A 17,324-nucleotide genomic window follows, 5' to 3' on the forward strand; every position below is an offset into this window, starting at 1 on the left:
ACCCCCAACCCAAACACTACACAAAAAACTAAAACACACAAAACAAACACTAAACTAACAACAACTTCGAAAGAAAAATAAACAATAAACATAACTTATTTTTCATTTTACCCTATTATATATATAATTTCAATATATATATAATATAATATATAATAACCCTTAAAACAGTTAGTTTTATTGTTTGTTATCAATATAAACTTGGTAATAAAAATAGTTTTTATAAGTTCAGCAGATATTTATAGTATTGTATGAAATATATAAGGTATTATGGATATTTGCTTTTATAGTTATCTTAATATTATTTATAGGTTTAAATTATGCTGATTAAATTTAAGATATGATAATACATAGATTAAAGTTTTTAATCTTCAATATATCTCTAGAACACTCTACCTTTAACTTATTTATGATTCTGTCCAAATTTAATAATCCAAATCAATAAATAAAAGAGAAGACTATATAATCTCCTCTTTTATTTAGATATAAATTCTAAATATACTACTTTATACTTCCAAAATTCTTAATAGGATATACCCTTATTTGAACTTTTCCTTTTATATCATTTTCATCAATATATGGCTCTTTCCACTCTCTTGAATCTCCAGAATTTGCCCTATTATCCCCTAAGAAAAAGTATTTACCTTCTGGAACTTTAAATTTTCCAAAGTATTTGTCTGGATATTTTACATAGTCTTCTTTAATCTCATCTCCATTAATATATAATTTTTCACCTTGAATATCTATCTCATCTCCTGGAACTCCTATAAGTCTTTTTACCATAACTTGATTCTTCTCATTATTTTTAAAGACTATAATATCTCCTCTTTTTAGATTTTCAAAATTATATATCTTAGTTACTAAGAATTTATCTCCTATATTTATAGTAGGTTCCATAGAACCTGTAGGAACATCTACTTTAAATATTAAGAATTTGTTTATCATTATAGCCAGTAAAACAGCCACAATTATAGGAGGTAACCACTCTCTTATAAATTTATTATCCATACTTCCCCTCTTTATACCCTTTAGTTAATTTTTTATATTACTTCATTCTTTATTATATCCTCATAGCTCTCTCTTTTACATATAACTCTTGCTTCTCCATCTTTAACCATAACAACTGCTGGTTTTGGTATTTTATTATAGTTGTTAGACATTGAATATCCATAAGCTCCTGTTGACATCATTGCTAATAAGTCACCACTTAAAACTGATGGTATCTTTATAGCATTTAATAATATATCTCCTGATTCACAACATTTCCCTGATATTGTTACCTTTTCTTTTGAATCATATATAACTCTATTTGCAACAATACATTCATATCTTGCTTTATAAAGCGCTGGTCTAATATTATCTGTCATACCTCCATCCACTGATACATACTTTCTTATTGATGGAATATTCTTTATTGATCCTATTGTATATAATGTAGTTCCTGCATTCCCTGCAATTGAACGTCCTGGTTCAATTACAAGTGTTGGAGCCTCTAAATTAATTTCCTTACATACTGCATCAACTTTATCTAATATAGCACCGCAATATTCATTTGTTTCTCTAGGCTTATCTTCCTTGCTATAGTAAATTCCAAATCCACCACCTAAATCTAACTCTCCAATTAAATATCCTGTTTCATCTTGTATTCTCTTAATTAAATTAAGCATTATTTCAGCAGCATCTTCATAGGGCGTTAGCTCAAATATCTGAGATCCTATATGACAATGTAACCCACATAGATTTACATTTTCTAGCTTTATTGCTCTCTTTATCGCACTTATTATATTATCTCCAACTGGCGCAAATCCAAACTTTGAATCTATTTGACCAGTTTTAATATACTCATGAGTATGTGCTTCTATCCCCGGAGTTATTCTAAGATAAATATTTTGTGATCTTCCATAATTCTTTGCCATCTGATTTAGTTGTTCTATTTCAAATAGATTATCAACTACGAATGTTCCCACTCCTAATTGTACACCCATTTCAATTTCTTCTAATGTTTTATTATTTCCATGAAATAATACTCTATCTAACGGAAAATTTGCTTTGTATGCAGTATAAAGTTCTCCCCCTGATACTACATCCAAACAAAGTCCTTCTTCTTCAATTAATTTACACATTGCAAGAGTTAAGAAAGCCTTACCTGCATATGCTACTTTATTTCCTCTTTCTTTACATTTAAAAGAAGTAATATACTTCTTACAATTATCTCTTAACAATTGTTCATCCATAACATATAGAGGTGTTCCAAACTCCTCTACTAATTTTGTTGTTTTTACGCCTCCAATTACCAATGTATTCTCTTCTGTTTTCATATTACCAAATAGTTTCATAATGATTCCTCCACTCTATTTAAGTAAAACAAAACGCCACAGATTAAACTGTGACGGGTAATAGCGTGTGGTTATAAGGTCTATTATTACGTATAAGAATATTACTTACTGCTAAGATGCAATAGGTGAAATAATCATTGTAACTTTTTAATCCTTGTAGCTCTCCACGACATGTGACAGTGATGCATATATTATATACATCCCCAGCATAATTATCTTTGCTAATAATTACACTTCGGCCAATCTTCCTTTCATCTTTTATCATAGTCTGCAAAACTCCTAAAGATTACTCTTAATCTTGGCACCTCTACCCTAGGTTTGTCTTCAATTTTATATTATATTTTATACAACTTGTACTAATTATGATACCATATTTTTATTAATTTACAATACTTTTTTTAAAACTTTTTCTAATTTTTTCTATAATTTTCTTTCTCTGTAAACGTCCATTAAATCCCCCATTATTTCTGCTGATGATGGTGGTGTATAACTTATTGCATTTGCTCCCGCTTCTATTGTCTCTTGAATACTTTCTTGTGTTGGTCCACCTGTTGCTATTATAGGTATTAATGGATATTCTTCTCTTATCTTTCTTATTATTTTCGGTGTATCTTTTCCACCTGATACATTTAATATAGTTGCACCCGCATTTAATCTTTCTTCTATATCTGTATCTTCTGAAACAACAGTTACAACTACCGGTATATCTATTGTCTTTCTTATTCTCTTCACTATGCTATTTGAAGTTGGAGCATTTACAACTATTCCTATTGCTCCTTTAAATTCTGCATCTAATGCTAAGTTTACAACCCTTCTACCTTGAGTTATTCCCCCACCAACTCCACAAAATACAGGAACATCCGCAGCTGTTATTATGGCTTCAGTGATTTTAGGCTGGGGGGTAAAAGGATATACTGCCATTATTGCGTCTGCATTTGTATTCTTTATCATTGCAACATCTGTGGAAAACATTATAGACTTAACTCTCTTCCCAAATATTTTTATTCCACTACACTTCCTTATAATTGCTGGTGCTTCAATTATATGATTTCTCAAAGTCCCTAAAATCTCAGGTACATACCTTTCATTATCCTTATTCATTATTATCCCTCCAAAATTATGTATTAACTTTACACTATATTATATATCCAACTTTCCTTTGTGGAAATATTATATAGTAATATTTTAATTATTTTTCTAGCTAATATGACTAGTTTTGTAATATAATATTTACAAATAATAGAATAAAACGAGGTGAAAAGACTGTGATTGGAAAGAAAAAACTCTTCTTACCATATAAAATTTTATTGGTTATTTATTTATTTTTTATAGTTACAGCCTTTATTATTAATTCACCCCATGAGATCTTTAATGGTTTGAAGAAAATTCTCTTAACCCCAGACATATTAATTACTGATTATGTAGAAATTGGTGGAATAGGCGCTACCTTAGTTAATGCAGCACTAACTAGTATAATAAGCATCTTTATATTAGTTCTTGTAGGTATAAAACCAAATGGTTCAACAATAATGGCTTTATGGCTTATGACTGGCTTTTCTTTCTTTGGAAAAAATATTTTAAACATATGGCCTGTTATGTTTGGTGTTTATCTTTTTGCAAGATATCAAAAACAACCACTACTTAATTACACATTAGTTATGCTATTATCCACAACCCTTGCACCAACAGTTAGTCAGCTTAGCTTTACTTCAGATAACCCAATCTTAGGATTATTTTTTGGTTCAATTATTGGTATTTTTATAGGATTTGTTTTAACTCCTATAGCAACACACTGTATATCTTCCCATGCTGGATATAATTTATACAATATAGGTTTTGCATGTGGACTACTGGCAACTCTATTAATGTCTTTATTTAGATCAATAGGCATTGACTTTAAGACTCAATTAATTTGGAATAAAGGTAATAATGAATTCTTTCTTGTATTTATGATAATAATATGCCTTTATTTAATTGGTATTGGCCTTTATTATGGAAGAAATACAAAAAATAATTTAAAAAGGATAAGTAAACAATCTGGTAAACTTGTGTCAGACTTTTACCTACTTTTTGGAGAGACCGCTTATATTAATATGGGAATAGTAGGTCTATTTGCTACATTCTATTTACTACTTATAGGTGGAGATCTAAATGGTCCAACCCTTGGAGGAATATTTACCATAATAGGTTTTGGATGCTTTGGTAAACATATAAGAAACATAATACCTGTTATGATTGGTGCAACTCTTGGAGGATTTATAAGTATCTATTCCATATCTGACCCTGGAATATTACTTGCAATACTTTTTAGTACCTGTTTAGCTCCTATAGGCGGTAAATTTGGCTGGAAGATTGGTATAATTTCAGGAATACTTCATGTAGCATTGGTTACAAATGTGGGGTACTTGCATGGTGGTCTAAATCTTTATAATAATGGTTTAGCCGGTGGATTTGTAGCTATGATTTTAATACCTATTATTACTACATTTAAAAGAGAGGTTCGTAAGGATGAAATTTAAAATTGAAAAAAATCTTAGGATAATAAATGAATTAATGTCCTTTTGCTATCACTTTTTAGCAGAAGACATAACTGTTAATGTAAAAAATATAGATAATACATCTAATATAACTATAGATGCTATTATTGATAATTTCCCTAAAGATGATTATGATAACTTAGTTCAAACATTGAACATCCCTCGTCAGCATGAAGTTGAACAGTATTACTGGCACCTTGGTGGCGAAAGTGAATTTGATTGTGAACTTTCTCTTGTAGGTATGATGGTTGATAGCGCAAATATTAATTATGAAAGTAATGTACTTCATATAGAACTTCAAAGAATAGAATCACATTAATATATTTCTATAACACTTATTTCAAAAAGAATAAAACACTATTGTAATATTACAATAGTGTTTTTTATCTATATATTTTATACACATATATCTTCCTATCTATTTAGGTTTTGTCATTTTAAGTGAAGCTCTTTCTCTGCTTGAATGTACAAGCTAATACAATAATAGAAAATATAGTATTTCCTATAAATGGTTGGCTATTATAATTGATAATACCATTTAAGCTTGCAAATAAAAATAATATTGAGTATATAACCATCATCCAGTATCCCCATATCTTCATCTTTAAATATCCATAAGCCATTATAACCGTAACTAATATAAGGGCTACTTTAAATATACTCTCTGGTATATATTGCATTCCAAACCTAATATTGAAATTGATTTCCTGTTTAACTCCAAATGTTAAAACCAAAATTATTGCTCCAAAGATATAAAAATATCCTATTAACTTTATAACTATTGATTTATTATCCTCCACCATTCTATCACGCCCCTTTTACCTAATTATACCATATAAGACATTTATAACATATTTCAATACACTCTTTACAAAAAAATAAGTAATACTATACTTATCTAAATTTATGAAACATAAATTTATAAATTAATATATAATACTACTTATCTTTTATCTCTAATAATTATTATTTTTCTCTAATGTCAATAATCTTCTTAACAACTTTTGTTCCTATTTTATCTTCTTGCATTTGTGCTAAAGCATCATCTATTTTAACCCAGCCAATCCCTTCAACTTCATCAGATTTTTTTATTTCACCTGATTTATATTCAGCCATAAAGGTTATCATTAAAAGTTCTTTACCTTCTACAAAATCAGATCCTAAATATTTTATATTTTTACTCTCTATTCCAGTCTCTTCAAGTACCTCTCTATAAACTGTATCCTCTGCATATTCATCCTGATCCACATATCCAGATATTAATACCTTAGAATTCTTATATATATAACTTTGTTTTAATAAAAGAATTTCATCACCTTTAACTACTCCAACAACAATACATGGTCTTGGAGTATCAAAATACAATGTATTATCAACTGGGCAATACGGAACTTCACCCTCATCCCAACAATTAAACATTTCTAATTCTCTTCCACACTTTGGACAAAATTTATATTTCATACACTTTCTCCCTCTTATAAAACATCAATTACCTCTATTATAAAGTACCCTCTTATCTTTTAGAAGTATGTTTTCTAAAAATTAACTTTAACCTCTTTATTTAAAGTTATACCTTCCTTATCTACAATGCACTCATATACAAATATATCAACACCATTATCACGTGCTTCTCTAAGTGCCTCACCAAACTTTTCATCTCTCTCATCATTAGGAACAAAATCCTTCATATTTTCCATTTGCAATAAAAATAATACTCCAGCACCTCTTCCACTCTTTTTTACATCAATAAGTTCTAATAAATGTTTTCTTCCTCTATCAGTGGGCGCATCTGGAAAGGCAGCGTGACCTTTATCCTCTAATGTTACACCTTTAACTTCTAAATAATATTCTTCACCTTCATCACTTGATAACTTAAAATCAAATCTACTGTTACCAAAGGTCTTTTCCTTAAGTATATTATTGTACTTAACTAGCTTTTTTATTTTCTTATTTTGAAGAGCTTCAAAAACCACTTTATTAGGTATTTGAGAATCTATACTTATAAGCATCTCTCCCTTGTAAACTGCAACTAAATCATAGGCTGTCTTTCTAGTTGGATTATCTTCTTTCCTTAAAAGCACAGTTGCATCATCTGTTAATATCTCTCTACATCTTCCAGTATTAGGAACATGAACCGTTATATCTTCTCCATTTAAATTTACCTTAGCGTTAAATCTATTTGGTCTACTTATAAATTTAGCTTCTAATATTTCTTTATTATATTTCATTATTAATCTCCTTTTATTTTGTGAATTTCCCAACTTGTCCACATTATCCACAGTTTTTATCCACAGCTTTGTTAGTAATGTTGAGTAATTTTAACACTATTCATTATCATTCTACAATAAATTGTAATTGATAATTGTTATTTCTACAATATACGTTATATTGTTACTTATATTTTATTTTATACATATATATTGTACAAACCTTATTTTTTTTAAATTTTAACATCAAAGAGAACTTATCCACAAAGTTATTAGACTTATCCACATTATTAACACAATCCCCCTTAAACCTCCTATCTTCAACGTTTTCTGACTGTGTATTAAACTTACATATTTTGGATTTGATTTTCCCATGTAATTATTTTCATAATTTTAAAATAGTAAATTTAGAACAGTTTATAGCATAAAAATCTATTTAATTAAGATACTAATCTTATAAGGTAAGGAGTGATAATTTTGAGTGATAAAAAAATAATGACCTTTAGAGATGAAAACAATAACAAAATTGATTATGAGATTTTAGAGCAAGTTTTAATATCTGGATCAGAATACGTTGCACTAGCTCCAGTTACGTCTCATGAAAAAATAGAATTATTTAAAATAAAATTTGATAAAGATTGGAATGAATCTCTAGAGGAAGTATCCTCTGAAAAAGAGATTAATATGTTTAAGCAAGTTTCAAAGCTAAAAATGTAATAATGCTACTCTATATAAATATCATCATATTCTATAAAAATTTACTTTTAGAATATGATGATATTTTATTTATATTATTATCTATTTTTACTAGAGCTATAATAAAATTTCATTAAAAATCTAATTCTTAAGAAATCTTATTATTTTCTTAAAATATAAATAAATTCTATTTCACTATATTGCATTGTATAGTACTGAATTGTATACTATAGACATGAAATATTTTACAGAAAGGTTCTGATGCCATGAATACTCAATTAAAAAAAGGTGTTTTAGAGTTATGTGTTCTTTCAGTATTATCTATTAAGGATTGTTATGGTTATGAGTTAATTAACGAAATTTCAAAACATATCTCAATTTCAGATGGCACGGTTTACCCCATTCTTCGGAGATTAACTAAGGAGGGATATTTCACCACATATCTTCAAGAATCTATGGAAGGCCCACCAAGAAAGTATTATAGACTTACAGCACTTGGCTATGATTATAAAGAAAATCTTGAACGTGAATGGTTAGCGTTCCAAAACGCAGTTAACAAAATTATTATGGGAGGTTATAAGTGTGAGTAAAAATGAATTTTTATCTATACTAGCTAACGGATTAAAAGATTTCCCTGAAAAAGAGCTTGCAGATATTATATTTGATTATCAAGAGCATTTTACAGTTGGATTATCAAATGGTAAAACAGAAGAAGAAATTATAGATGAACTAGGAAATCCTTATGAATTAGTTTATCAATATAGAAGTGCATACCTAGAAAAGGTTCAAACAACTGAAGATACTACTTCATCATATACTGAAAATGATACAAAGTTTTATGGTGATGTAAAATATGAAGCTATATCTGATGAAGAAGCTACTAAAGAGGTTGAAGAAGATTCTAAGGAAAAGACTTTTGAAGACACTGAAGATTATAAATATAATTTTTCTAAAGAAGAAACCGAAAATAAAAAAGATTCAAGGCCCTTTAAAAACTTTTCATTTAGTGCTAAAGGCTTAATTAAATTTATTTTAATAATAATAGCATTTATTTTTTTAGCACCACTAGCATTAGGTGCAGGAGCCTGTGCCATTGGATTATTTATTGCTTTTGTTGCTCTTCTTGGTGCATTAATCATTGGTGGACTAGCAATAAGTGTAAGCGGAATATTTGTGATGCTTAGCAAAATAGGGATAGTTGTTATTGGTGCTTCGAGTACCCCAGGGTTTATTATAGAATTTCCAAATAGCGTAATTATATTATTTATAATAGGATCACTTGCATTAACAGCTCTTTTAGCTATGCTTTCCTACTATCTTATAAAATGGGTATTATTTTCAATAATAAATTTATTCAAGAAATCAAATAAAGGAGGAGTTGAAAATGAAAAAACCACTAATTAAAAAGAAATTTAAAATAACATTATTAGTTCTCCTTCTTGTATGCATTTTTTCATATATAGGTGCATGTACTATACTATATAGTAGCAATTATAGATTATCTAATTATAAAGATGAAGTTACTAAATATTTTGGTGTTGATGATTCAATATTTGATTTTTCAACTTGGAATGAGCCACATACTTCAATAACTCAATCATATAACCAGAAATTAAATAAAAATATTAAAGATATTAGTATAAATTATAATAATGCAGCTATAGAAATTGAAAGTACAGATTCTAATGATATTGAAGTAAACTATTCATTAAGTGGACGTCAAAGCAAAGTAGAAGAATTTAAAGATTCTACTATAAAATTTAAAGAAACAGGTGACTCCTTAGAATTATCTTTACCTAATGAATCTAGCAATATCTATAATATAAGCATTACACTTTTACTTCCTAAAAGTTATACTGGAAATTTAAATATAAAATCTAATAATGGATATGTTAATCTTAGAGATTTGACTCTTTCTAGATTAAATTTAGATCTTAATTATGGAGATATTAATTTACAAACCATAAAAGCTAATGATGTTAATTTAAAAGCTTCAAATGGAAATGTACAATTAAATGATTCTAATATAAATAATTCTGATATATTCGCTAATTATGGTCATATTTATGTACAAGGTTTTATTGGAAACTCTAATATTAAATCTAATAATGGTAACATTGAAACCAATCTTTCTAAATTAGGTAAAAATACAAATATATCTACTAAATATGGAGAGATAACTTTTAATAACATTAAAAATCTTAATGATTATCAAATCTTAGCAAAAAGTAATATCAATGGTATTTATCATGAAGATAAATCTATTAATGATAAATCCTTCTCTTTAGGTAACGGAAAGAATATTGTAAATTTAAACAATAATAATGGCGATATTATTCTAAAATAAAAATTAAGAAACTAATTATATAAATTCTCCCCTTTATAGTAGAATATTAATATAATATTTTACCTTTAAAGGGGGATTATTTTTTATGAAAGAAAAATTTATAATACTATCTTTCGATGCAGTAGATACAAATGATTTTAAATATATAAAAACATTACCTAATTTTAAAAAGCTTATGGAACAATCTTCATATTCAGATATAGTAAAATCAGTATACCCTTCCCTTACTTATCCAGCACATGTATCAATTTCAACAGGTAAATATCCTATTAATCATGGAATTGTAAATAATATTAAGATTGAACCATTTAGAAAAAATCCTGACTGGTTTTGGGAACAAAAATATATAAACGGCCCAACAATTTATGATGTAGCTAAAGAGTCTGGACTTAGAACCTGTGCTCTACTTTGGCCAGTTACAGCCAAATCAAAGACTATTGATTTGAATTTACCTGAAGTTTTTGCAAATAGGCCTTGGCAAAATCAAATTTTAGTTTCAGCTCTAAATGGCACACTATCATTTCAGCTTAAGTTAAATAATTTATTTGGAAAATTAAGAGATGGACTTAATCAACCTAATTTAGACAACTTTACCTTCGAAAGCCTTATGTATGTACTTAAAAATGATCTTGCTGATTTTATATTAGTTCATCTTACAGATGTAGATACTCATAAGCATAACTTTGGTATTAAATCACCTAAAATTAAAGAAGCCTTAAATCGTCATGATGATAGACTTGGAAAAATAATTAAATTCTTAGAAGATAATAATATTTATGAAAATAGCACATTAATAGCACTTGGTGATCATAGTTTTAAGGATGCTGATTATGTAATTAAGCTAAATAAATTCTTCTTAGATAAAGGCTATATCAAAGTTAATAATAAAAATAAAATAACATCATGGGATATATATTGTAACTATTGTGATGGCTCAGCTTATATCTATATAAATAAGAATTCAAATATTTCTAGAGAAACTGTTTATGCACTTATTGATAATTTCTCTAAAAATAATAATAAGTGCATAAAAAATATATATTCAAATAAAGAGGCTGTATCCTTCGGCGCTGATAGAAACTGTGACTTTATGTTAGAAGCAAATGATGGCTACTACTTCATTAATTCTATTGATGGATATATAATTGAAGAAACCTCTGGAAACCACGATGTTGCAACTCATGGCTATTTCCCTGAAAGCCTAGATTATAGAACATTCTTTATGATAAAAGGGAAAAATATAAAAAAGAATAATTATATAGGTGATATGAGTTTAATAGATGAAGGAACTACTATTTTAAATATGTTAAATTCCTCAATTAAAGAATGTGATGGTAAAATACTAGATATATTTAAAATATAGAAACTATGATATCCTAGTCGTTTTTAAATTTGCTATGATTATTTTTAATAATATTTTTTAACTTGGAACTTTATTTAAAATCTATATATAAAAATATAAAAAACCTCTGTTTTTAAACAGGGGTCTTTTATCAAACTAAATATGCATATACATCTTATTCTTTTCTTTGCTGCTTAGAACTTTCATAATCCTTTATAAATTTCTCAATTCCCGCATCTGTTAATGGATGCCTTATCATATTCACTATAACATTATAAGGAATTGTTGCTATATCTGATCCAGCCATTGCCGCATCTAATACATGCATTGGATTTCTTACACTAGCTGCAATAATTTCAGTTTCAATTCCGTGTATAGTAAACATATCAGATATTTGCTCAATAACTTCTATCCCCGGATTTCCTATATCATCAAGCCTTCCAAGAAATGGACTTACAAAACTAGCTCCTGCTCTTGCTGCAAGTAATGCCTGAAGTGGTGAAAAGATTAATGTTACATTCGTTTTTATTTCTTCTTTTGAAAGAGTAGCTACAGCTTTAAGCCCTTCCTCACACATCGGAATCTTAATTACTATATTTTTATGGATTTTAGAAAGTTCTCTAGCCTCTTTAACCATCTCATCTCCATTTAAACTCATAACTTCAGCACTTATAGGTCCATCTACAATACTACAAACCTCTTCTATAACTTCATTTATATCTCTTCCTTCTTTAGCAATTAATGATGGATTTGTAGTCACCCCTGATAAAACTCCTAGCTTACTGGCCATTCTTATTTCTTCTACATTAGCAGTATCTATAAATATTTTCAAAAAAACTCACTCCTTTACAATTTCCCTAAAGCGTTTTTAAACTTCTCTTCCATAAAGCTTCTTGCATTTTTAATACCTTCTCTATAATCTCCTGTTCCTGTATACCAAAATTCAGTAACAAACCTTCTGACCCCCATATAATAAGAAGTTTTTATTATATCTTTGAAGTTAACATGACCTGTTCCAAATGGAATTTCTCTAAACTTTCCAGGCACTGTTTCCTTAAGGTGAATTGCCATTATATGCCCTTCCCCTTTTTTTAAATCTTCAATCACATTCTCATTATTAGTTAATGCTGCATTTGTTATATTCCCGCAATCTGGGTATACGCCAAGGTATGGTGAATTTATTTCCTCTACATAATTCATCGCTTTTCCTACTGTATTCATAAACTCGGTTTCCATAGTTTCAAAAGCTAATATAATACCTGATCTTGATGCCATTTCAGTTGCTTTTTTTAAATTTTCAAAGAAAATATTCCTTGTCTTTTCATTTCCGCTTTTATAATAAACATCATATCCAGCAAGCTGAATTATTCTAATTCCTAAATCATCAGCAAGCTCTATAGCCTTCTCCATTATTTCCATTGAACGCTTCCTTGTAGTTTCATCTTCGCTACCTAAAGGATACTTTCTATGTCCACTAAGACACATAGTCCTTATAGGAACACCAACTTCAAACATAAGATCTACCAGAACTTTTCTTTCTTCCTTTGTCATATCAAGCCTTTTAAGTTTTTCATCTGTTTCATCTATGCTTATTTCAATAAAGTCAAAATTATTTTCCCTTGCACATTCAAGCTTTTGTCTCCATGTAAGAGTATTTGGCATTGCTTTTTCATATAATCCAATAAAATAATCTTTCATAAAAATCTCTCCTTAAATTTAATCCTCAGAAAACCTTTTATATTCTTCTTACTATTTACTAAGCTCCATTTTGTCCATAGTAAGCATTAGGACCATGCTTTCTTGAGAAATGCTTATTTAATAAATCATCTGACATACTATTAACCTTTTGATTTGCTAAAATTTCTGTATTATATGCCATCATTGCGACTTCTTCTAAAACTACTGCATTATGGACTGCTTCATGTGCATCTTTTCCCCAAGTAAACGGTCCATGATTTTTAACAAGAACTGCTGGAATATACTTCGGATTTATATCTTTAAATCTTTCGACTATTACTGCTCCAGTATTGTATTCATAATTTCCTTCAATTTCTTCTCTTGTCATATCTCTTGTACATGGAATTTCATCTGCAAAATAATCTGCCTGAGTTGTTCCGTATGGTTTTATTCCTCTTCCTGCTTGAGCAAATATTGTTGCCCATCTTGAGTGAGTATGAACAACGCCTCCAATATTTTCAAACTCTTTATAAATCTTTATATGAGTATCTGTATCTGATGAAGGTTTATATTTTCCTTCTACAACCTTTCCATCTAAATCAACAACAACCATATCTTCAGGCTTCATAGTATCATACTCAACACCTGATGGCTTAATCACTACAAGTCCTTTTTCCCTATCTATTGCTGAAACATTTCCCCATGTAAAAGTTACTAAATTGTATTTTGGAAGAAGCATATTTGCCTCATAAACTTCTTTTTTTAAGTTTTCTAACATATAAAAAACCTCCCTAAAATAATCTCTTTTAATTAAGGTAGAAACCTTAAAATTTAGATTTCTACCTTTAATTTTAAAATAGCCTTTTTATCTTTTTACATATATATCTTTGATACTCTTTTAAAATCATTAATTACCGTTTTAGATTTTAATAATTGTCTTTTTACTATTTATTTATAAAATCAACTTAATCAGTTACGATATATAAAGCAGCTTGTCCAAGTTCTCTATTTGCTGATATTATAATATCCCTATCCGCTTCATTTATAACAGCTACATTACTTGGCCCAACGCCTGAATCAATAACTTCTGTTTTAAATTCTAAAATTTCTTTATCTATGCACTGTACATAAAATAAGTCTTTATCACATCTTCTATATCCACCAATTATTGTTGGAACTCCTCTAAGTTTTCCTCCCCATACAACATGTCCAAAATCCATTTCTTTTGGATATTCATAAATTATTTTGTATTCATCCCCATATTTTTTATTTATTCTAAAGTGCTTTCCATGAAACTCCTCTATAGTAACTAATTCATCTTCGCCATCACCATCAATATCAACAACAGCAACATCACTTGTTGGCCTATTCATTATTTGCTCAACTATCCATTCTTCTCCGTTATTTTGAGGTGGCGTAACCCTAAATATCCCTTCTTCTGATGTTACAAGTCCAACCATCTTTCCATCATGTTCTGATCTGCAATATCCATGATTTTTAGTTAATCCTTCTTTAATTACTTTAAGTTCTATATTTTCATTTAAGTCTTCTTTAATTTCTCCAACATATATTTTCCCAGGATCACTCCAGTCTTCTTTAAATTTTTTGCTATTACATAAAACTGCCCCCAAGAAGTATAGCTTTCCATTTGCCTCTAGTATGTCAAAGCGATGTAGATATGGAAGTTTAAACAAAGTCTTTATTTCCCAATTCCCGTCCACATATTTTCCCCATACTATTTCAGCATCCTCTGATTGGAATGTTGGGAAAAACCTTTGTACTGCAAGGAAATCTCCATTCTTTTCCGGTATAGGTATAATTGACATTGTTCCTCCAGGACCATCCCATACTGTTGATTGTTTAAAATCTTCACCCTCATACATAAAGCAAGGACCTTCTCCTTCTGTTGCTATAAGTATTTTTCTATCCCCATCTATAACTGTGCTACTAGTTGCATAACATCTATGTAAATCAGTTAAGAACTTCTTTTCTATCTTCATATAAAATGCCTCCCTAACTTCCAAAATTGAACATAGTACTTATCTCATAAAAAAATATTAAGAGATAAGTACTACTAAAATTTTAATCTTTATTTATTAACTATATTTTCTGTTATTTTTTCTTCAATTTCTTTTTCTGATAAAAGGTTTCTAAGTCCAATTACTATAGTTCCTGAACCTTTTGCTTTATCAAAGTTTCCTTTTAAAGCTTCTGAGCAAAATACTACATCATAACTTGATGCTTCTGTTTTTGCTGCTCCAATACTTGTATGATGAATTGATACTGGAATATTTAATTTTTTAAATACCTTTTCTATTTTCATTTTTATAATTTGGCTTGATCCCATTCCATTTCCACATGCTGCTATTACTTTTAACATAAATATCTCCTCCTAATTTAAATCAATTCTTTTTTATCTATATTTTTAACCTTTAATCTGCTTTTATATAGACTAAACTTTTATATTGTAAATCCTAAAAAGTTTAGCCCATATTAATTTATTACTAAAATGATTTGTAATCTACACTTTAGGCCATTTCCTTCTCTTTTTCTTCATCTTCTAAATAGCCTTCGTAATCTTCAACTATTTTAAAGTACCCTTTTTTATTTTTTCTGTATTGAAGTTGTGGTATTAAAAGCATTCCTATAATTGCTATTGCCACTCCAACATAAGCGAATTTACTCATTAAAACTCCAATTACTGGCCATAATGTGTCCCAGTCAAAGTTTCCATGCCATCCACCAAATTGTGCTAATCCAAAGTAGTAAGCTGCAAATGCACCACCAAGAACTTGTATAACTCCAGATGCAAAAGGTATTATCATTGCTGCTTTTAATCCACCTTTTCTATTTGCAAATACTGCAAATGTAGCATTATCAAAGAATAATGGTACGAATCCCGCAATTATAAGCACAGGGCTCTTAAATACTACAAGACCTATTATTGCTATAAATTGACCGATTGCTCCAAATAAGAAACCAATTGTTACTGCATTTGGATGTCCAAATCCGTATGTAGCTGCACAGTCTACAGCTGGTACTGAACCTGGAAGTATTTTATTTGAAATTCCTTGGAATGATTCTGTAAGTTCTGCAACGAACATTCTAACTCCAAGTTGTAATATACTTAAATAAACTGCAAAGTTAAGTGACTTTTCTAATATATAGAATATAAAGTTTGTATTTTGATCAAATCCCTTATCAATAGTGTGCATTAAGTCTGGTCCAAGTATTCCCATTATAATTCCAAAGAAAACTGTCATTAATATACCAGTTGCTACAACGTTATCACTAAATATTGATAAGAATCCTGGAAGTTCTAAATCTTCAATGCTCTTTTTATTATTTCCTACTTTACCTGCAATCTTATCTGTAATCCAGACTCCAAGCATTTGCTGGTGTCCAATTGCAAAACCGCCACCTTCTGTAAGTTCTTGACAAGGCTCAACAGTAAGATTTGAAAATACTGCCCAATAAGTTCCTAACAAAAGCCCTAGCATAGCTACTACTCCCATATTATTCAAATCAGGAAAACAGAAGAATACAAGCCATAAAGCGGTTGCTGATTGTTGTACCATTACATGACCTGTAATAAATACTGTACGTACTTTAGTAAACTTTCTAAGTAATACAAGAACTAAGTTAAATATAAATGCTATAAGTAAAACAACCATCATCATTGAGAACGACTTTCCAGCTTTACCTATTGCTTCTTGTGCTGCCGTTTGACCAAAATATGGATCTATAACAGCTGCTTGCAAGTTAAATCTATCTTTAAGCCCTGCAAGAATTGGACGGAAGTTACTAACAAGTCCACCTGCTGCAACATTTAAAATTAAGTAACCAACTGTTGCTTTTATAAACCCTGCTAATGCATCATAAAAAGGTCTTTTTAATAATAAATAACCAATAAGAACTATAAAACCAATAAAGAATGCAGGTTTTGTTAGAATGTTATTTTGGAAAAATTCCCAAATTGAAATTACATAATCCATAAGATTTATCCTCCCTTTTATCCCTTTATATTTCATCCACCTTTAACTTAATAATTTTATCCGTATCTTTATTTTTAAGATTTAAGATAATTTAAAAAGTTTATGTATCTTAAATCTCTATAGAACTTTAATATTTAGGCTGAACGCTAAAGTTCTATAGAAATTTTAAAACCTAAAATTAAATATT

Annotated in this window: 19 protein-coding genes and 1 riboswitch; of the genes, 7 read left to right on the forward strand and 12 right to left on the reverse strand. The window is 28.9% G+C overall.

Annotated elements, in window-relative coordinates:
• Window positions 1-501: 501 nt before the first annotated feature.
• The 3 genes from lepB to JOC62_RS03720 all read right to left on the reverse strand — a co-directional run bounded on the left by lepB (window position 502) and on the right by JOC62_RS03720 (window position 3,437).
• A complete protein-coding gene (gene lepB / locus JOC62_RS03710) occupies window positions 502-1,008 on the reverse strand; it encodes a signal peptidase I (RefSeq protein WP_204593838.1) in 507 nt (168 codons plus the stop codon).
• Between the two features lie 32 nt (window positions 1,009-1,040).
• Window positions 1,041-2,336 carry a diaminopimelate decarboxylase gene (lysA, locus tag JOC62_RS03715; protein ID WP_204593840.1) on the reverse strand — a complete coding sequence of 432 codons (1,296 nt, stop codon included), beginning with the start codon at window positions 2,334-2,336 and terminating at the stop codon, window positions 1,041-1,043.
• 149 nt (window positions 2,337-2,485) lie between these two features.
• Window positions 2,486-2,654, reverse strand: a riboswitch (Lysine riboswitch).
• 102 nt (window positions 2,655-2,756) lie between these two features.
• Window positions 2,757-3,437 carry a beta/alpha barrel domain-containing protein gene (locus tag JOC62_RS03720; RefSeq protein ID WP_204593842.1) on the reverse strand — a complete coding sequence of 227 codons (681 nt, stop codon included), beginning with the start codon at window positions 3,435-3,437 and terminating at the stop codon, window positions 2,757-2,759.
• Window positions 3,438-3,601: 164 nt separating this feature from the next.
• Here JOC62_RS03720 and JOC62_RS03725 point away from each other — a divergent pair, with 164 nt between their 5' ends.
• Window positions 3,602-4,855 (forward strand): DUF1576 domain-containing protein, encoded by a 1,254-nt coding sequence (locus JOC62_RS03725; protein WP_204593844.1) that lies wholly within the window; start codon window positions 3,602-3,604, stop codon window positions 4,853-4,855.
• Complete coding sequence (locus JOC62_RS03730; RefSeq protein ID WP_204593846.1) at window positions 4,845-5,192, forward strand: hypothetical protein; 348 nt, start codon at window positions 4,845-4,847, stop codon at window positions 5,190-5,192. The genes JOC62_RS03725 and JOC62_RS03730 overlap by 11 nt, the downstream gene beginning before the upstream one ends.
• Window positions 5,193-5,310: 118 nt before the next feature.
• Here JOC62_RS03730 and JOC62_RS03735 read toward each other — a convergent pair whose 3' ends face one another.
• The 3 genes from JOC62_RS03735 to sfsA all read right to left on the reverse strand — a co-directional run bounded on the left by JOC62_RS03735 (window position 5,311) and on the right by sfsA (window position 7,101).
• Window positions 5,311-5,676 carry a hypothetical protein gene (locus tag JOC62_RS03735; protein ID WP_204593848.1) on the reverse strand — a complete coding sequence of 122 codons (366 nt, stop codon included), beginning with the start codon at window positions 5,674-5,676 and terminating at the stop codon, window positions 5,311-5,313.
• 163 nt (window positions 5,677-5,839) lie between these two features.
• Window positions 5,840-6,334, reverse strand: a complete 495-nt coding sequence (locus tag JOC62_RS03740; protein ID WP_204593850.1) for an NAD(+) diphosphatase — start codon at window positions 6,332-6,334, stop codon at window positions 5,840-5,842.
• Window positions 6,335-6,408: 74 nt separating this feature from the next.
• Window positions 6,409-7,101: a DNA/RNA nuclease SfsA gene (gene sfsA, locus JOC62_RS03745; protein WP_204593852.1), complete on the reverse strand. Its 693-nt coding sequence runs from the start codon at window positions 7,099-7,101 to the stop codon at window positions 6,409-6,411.
• Window positions 7,102-7,557: 456 nt separating this feature from the next.
• On the opposite strand from sfsA, the gene JOC62_RS03750 reads away from it, so the two are divergent.
• From JOC62_RS03750 to JOC62_RS03770, 5 genes are all read left to right on the forward strand, one after another.
• Window positions 7,558-7,797, forward strand: coding sequence for a DUF1292 domain-containing protein (locus JOC62_RS03750; protein ID WP_204593854.1), 240 nt, complete (start codon window positions 7,558-7,560; stop codon window positions 7,795-7,797).
• Window positions 7,798-8,042: 245 nt separating this feature from the next.
• A complete protein-coding gene (locus JOC62_RS03755) occupies window positions 8,043-8,366 on the forward strand; it encodes a PadR family transcriptional regulator (protein ID WP_204593856.1) in 324 nt (107 codons plus the stop codon).
• Window positions 8,359-9,180 carry an HAAS signaling domain-containing protein gene (locus JOC62_RS03760; RefSeq protein ID WP_204593858.1) on the forward strand — a complete coding sequence of 274 codons (822 nt, stop codon included), beginning with the start codon at window positions 8,359-8,361 and terminating at the stop codon, window positions 9,178-9,180. The genes JOC62_RS03755 and JOC62_RS03760 overlap by 8 nt, the downstream gene beginning before the upstream one ends.
• Window positions 9,161-10,123, forward strand: a complete 963-nt coding sequence (locus JOC62_RS03765) for a DUF4097 family beta strand repeat-containing protein (protein WP_204593860.1) — start codon at window positions 9,161-9,163, stop codon at window positions 10,121-10,123. Before JOC62_RS03760 ends, JOC62_RS03765 begins: the two co-directional genes overlap by 20 nt.
• An 85-nt stretch (window positions 10,124-10,208) precedes the next feature.
• Window positions 10,209-11,486, forward strand: coding sequence for an alkaline phosphatase family protein (locus JOC62_RS03770; protein WP_204593862.1), 1,278 nt, complete (start codon window positions 10,209-10,211; stop codon window positions 11,484-11,486).
• 154 nt (window positions 11,487-11,640) lie between these two features.
• Here the strand turns inward: JOC62_RS03770 and fsa are convergent, their stop codons facing one another.
• The 6 genes from fsa to JOC62_RS03800 form a co-directional block, all read right to left on the reverse strand.
• A complete protein-coding gene (gene fsa, locus JOC62_RS03775) occupies window positions 11,641-12,297 on the reverse strand; it encodes a fructose-6-phosphate aldolase (protein WP_204593864.1) in 657 nt (218 codons plus the stop codon).
• A gap of 14 nt (window positions 12,298-12,311) precedes the next feature.
• Window positions 12,312-13,163 (reverse strand): L-ribulose-5-phosphate 3-epimerase, encoded by an 852-nt coding sequence (locus JOC62_RS03780; protein ID WP_204593865.1) that lies wholly within the window; start codon window positions 13,161-13,163, stop codon window positions 12,312-12,314.
• 58 nt (window positions 13,164-13,221) lie between these two features.
• Window positions 13,222-13,920 carry an L-ribulose-5-phosphate 4-epimerase gene (gene araD, locus JOC62_RS03785; protein ID WP_204593866.1) on the reverse strand — a complete coding sequence of 233 codons (699 nt, stop codon included), beginning with the start codon at window positions 13,918-13,920 and terminating at the stop codon, window positions 13,222-13,224.
• A gap of 187 nt (window positions 13,921-14,107) precedes the next feature.
• A complete protein-coding gene (locus JOC62_RS03790) occupies window positions 14,108-15,142 on the reverse strand; it encodes a hypothetical protein (RefSeq protein ID WP_204593867.1) in 1,035 nt (344 codons plus the stop codon).
• Between the two features lie 89 nt (window positions 15,143-15,231).
• Complete coding sequence (locus JOC62_RS03795) at window positions 15,232-15,522, reverse strand: PTS sugar transporter subunit IIB (protein WP_204593868.1); 291 nt, start codon at window positions 15,520-15,522, stop codon at window positions 15,232-15,234.
• 148 nt (window positions 15,523-15,670) lie between these two features.
• Window positions 15,671-17,137 carry a PTS ascorbate transporter subunit IIC gene (locus tag JOC62_RS03800; RefSeq protein WP_204593869.1) on the reverse strand — a complete coding sequence of 489 codons (1,467 nt, stop codon included), beginning with the start codon at window positions 17,135-17,137 and terminating at the stop codon, window positions 15,671-15,673.
• Window positions 17,138-17,324: the final 187 nt, after the last annotated feature.

The organism is Clostridium sardiniense (assembly GCF_016907995.1).
In the GTDB taxonomy this organism is placed as follows: Bacteria; Bacillota; Clostridia; order Clostridiales; family Clostridiaceae; genus Clostridium; species Clostridium sardiniense.

Bases quoted from the DNA above. Each gene is read 5' to 3' on its own strand.
- lepB (WP_204593838.1), bottom strand. From the start codon at position 1,008: ATGGATAATAAATTTATAAGAGAGTGGTTACCTCCTATAATTGTGGCT.
- lysA (WP_204593840.1), bottom strand. From the start codon at position 2,336: ATGAAACTATTTGGTAATATGAAAACAGAAGAGAATACATTGGTAATT.
- JOC62_RS03720 (WP_204593842.1), bottom strand. From the start codon at position 3,437: ATGAATAAGGATAATGAAAGGTATGTACCTGAGATTTTAGGGACTTTG.
- JOC62_RS03730 (WP_204593846.1), top strand. From the start codon at position 4,845: ATGAAATTTAAAATTGAAAAAAATCTTAGGATAATAAATGAATTAATG.
- JOC62_RS03735 (WP_204593848.1), bottom strand. From the start codon at position 5,676: ATGGTGGAGGATAATAAATCAATAGTTATAAAGTTAATAGGATATTTT.
- JOC62_RS03740 (WP_204593850.1), bottom strand. From the start codon at position 6,334: ATGAAATATAAATTTTGTCCAAAGTGTGGAAGAGAATTAGAAATGTTT.
- sfsA (WP_204593852.1), bottom strand. From the start codon at position 7,101: ATGAAATATAATAAAGAAATATTAGAAGCTAAATTTATAAGTAGACCA.
- JOC62_RS03755 (WP_204593856.1), top strand. From the start codon at position 8,043: ATGAATACTCAATTAAAAAAAGGTGTTTTAGAGTTATGTGTTCTTTCA.
- JOC62_RS03765 (WP_204593860.1), top strand. From the start codon at position 9,161: ATGAAAAAACCACTAATTAAAAAGAAATTTAAAATAACATTATTAGTT.
- JOC62_RS03770 (WP_204593862.1), top strand. From the start codon at position 10,209: ATGAAAGAAAAATTTATAATACTATCTTTCGATGCAGTAGATACAAAT.
- JOC62_RS03780 (WP_204593865.1), bottom strand. From the start codon at position 13,163: ATGAAAGATTATTTTATTGGATTATATGAAAAAGCAATGCCAAATACT.
- araD (WP_204593866.1), bottom strand. From the start codon at position 13,920: ATGTTAGAAAACTTAAAAAAAGAAGTTTATGAGGCAAATATGCTTCTT.
- JOC62_RS03790 (WP_204593867.1), bottom strand. From the start codon at position 15,142: ATGAAGATAGAAAAGAAGTTCTTAACTGATTTACATAGATGTTATGCA.
- JOC62_RS03795 (WP_204593868.1), bottom strand. From the start codon at position 15,522: ATGTTAAAAGTAATAGCAGCATGTGGAAATGGAATGGGATCAAGCCAA.
- JOC62_RS03800 (WP_204593869.1), bottom strand. From the start codon at position 17,137: ATGGATTATGTAATTTCAATTTGGGAATTTTTCCAAAATAACATTCTA.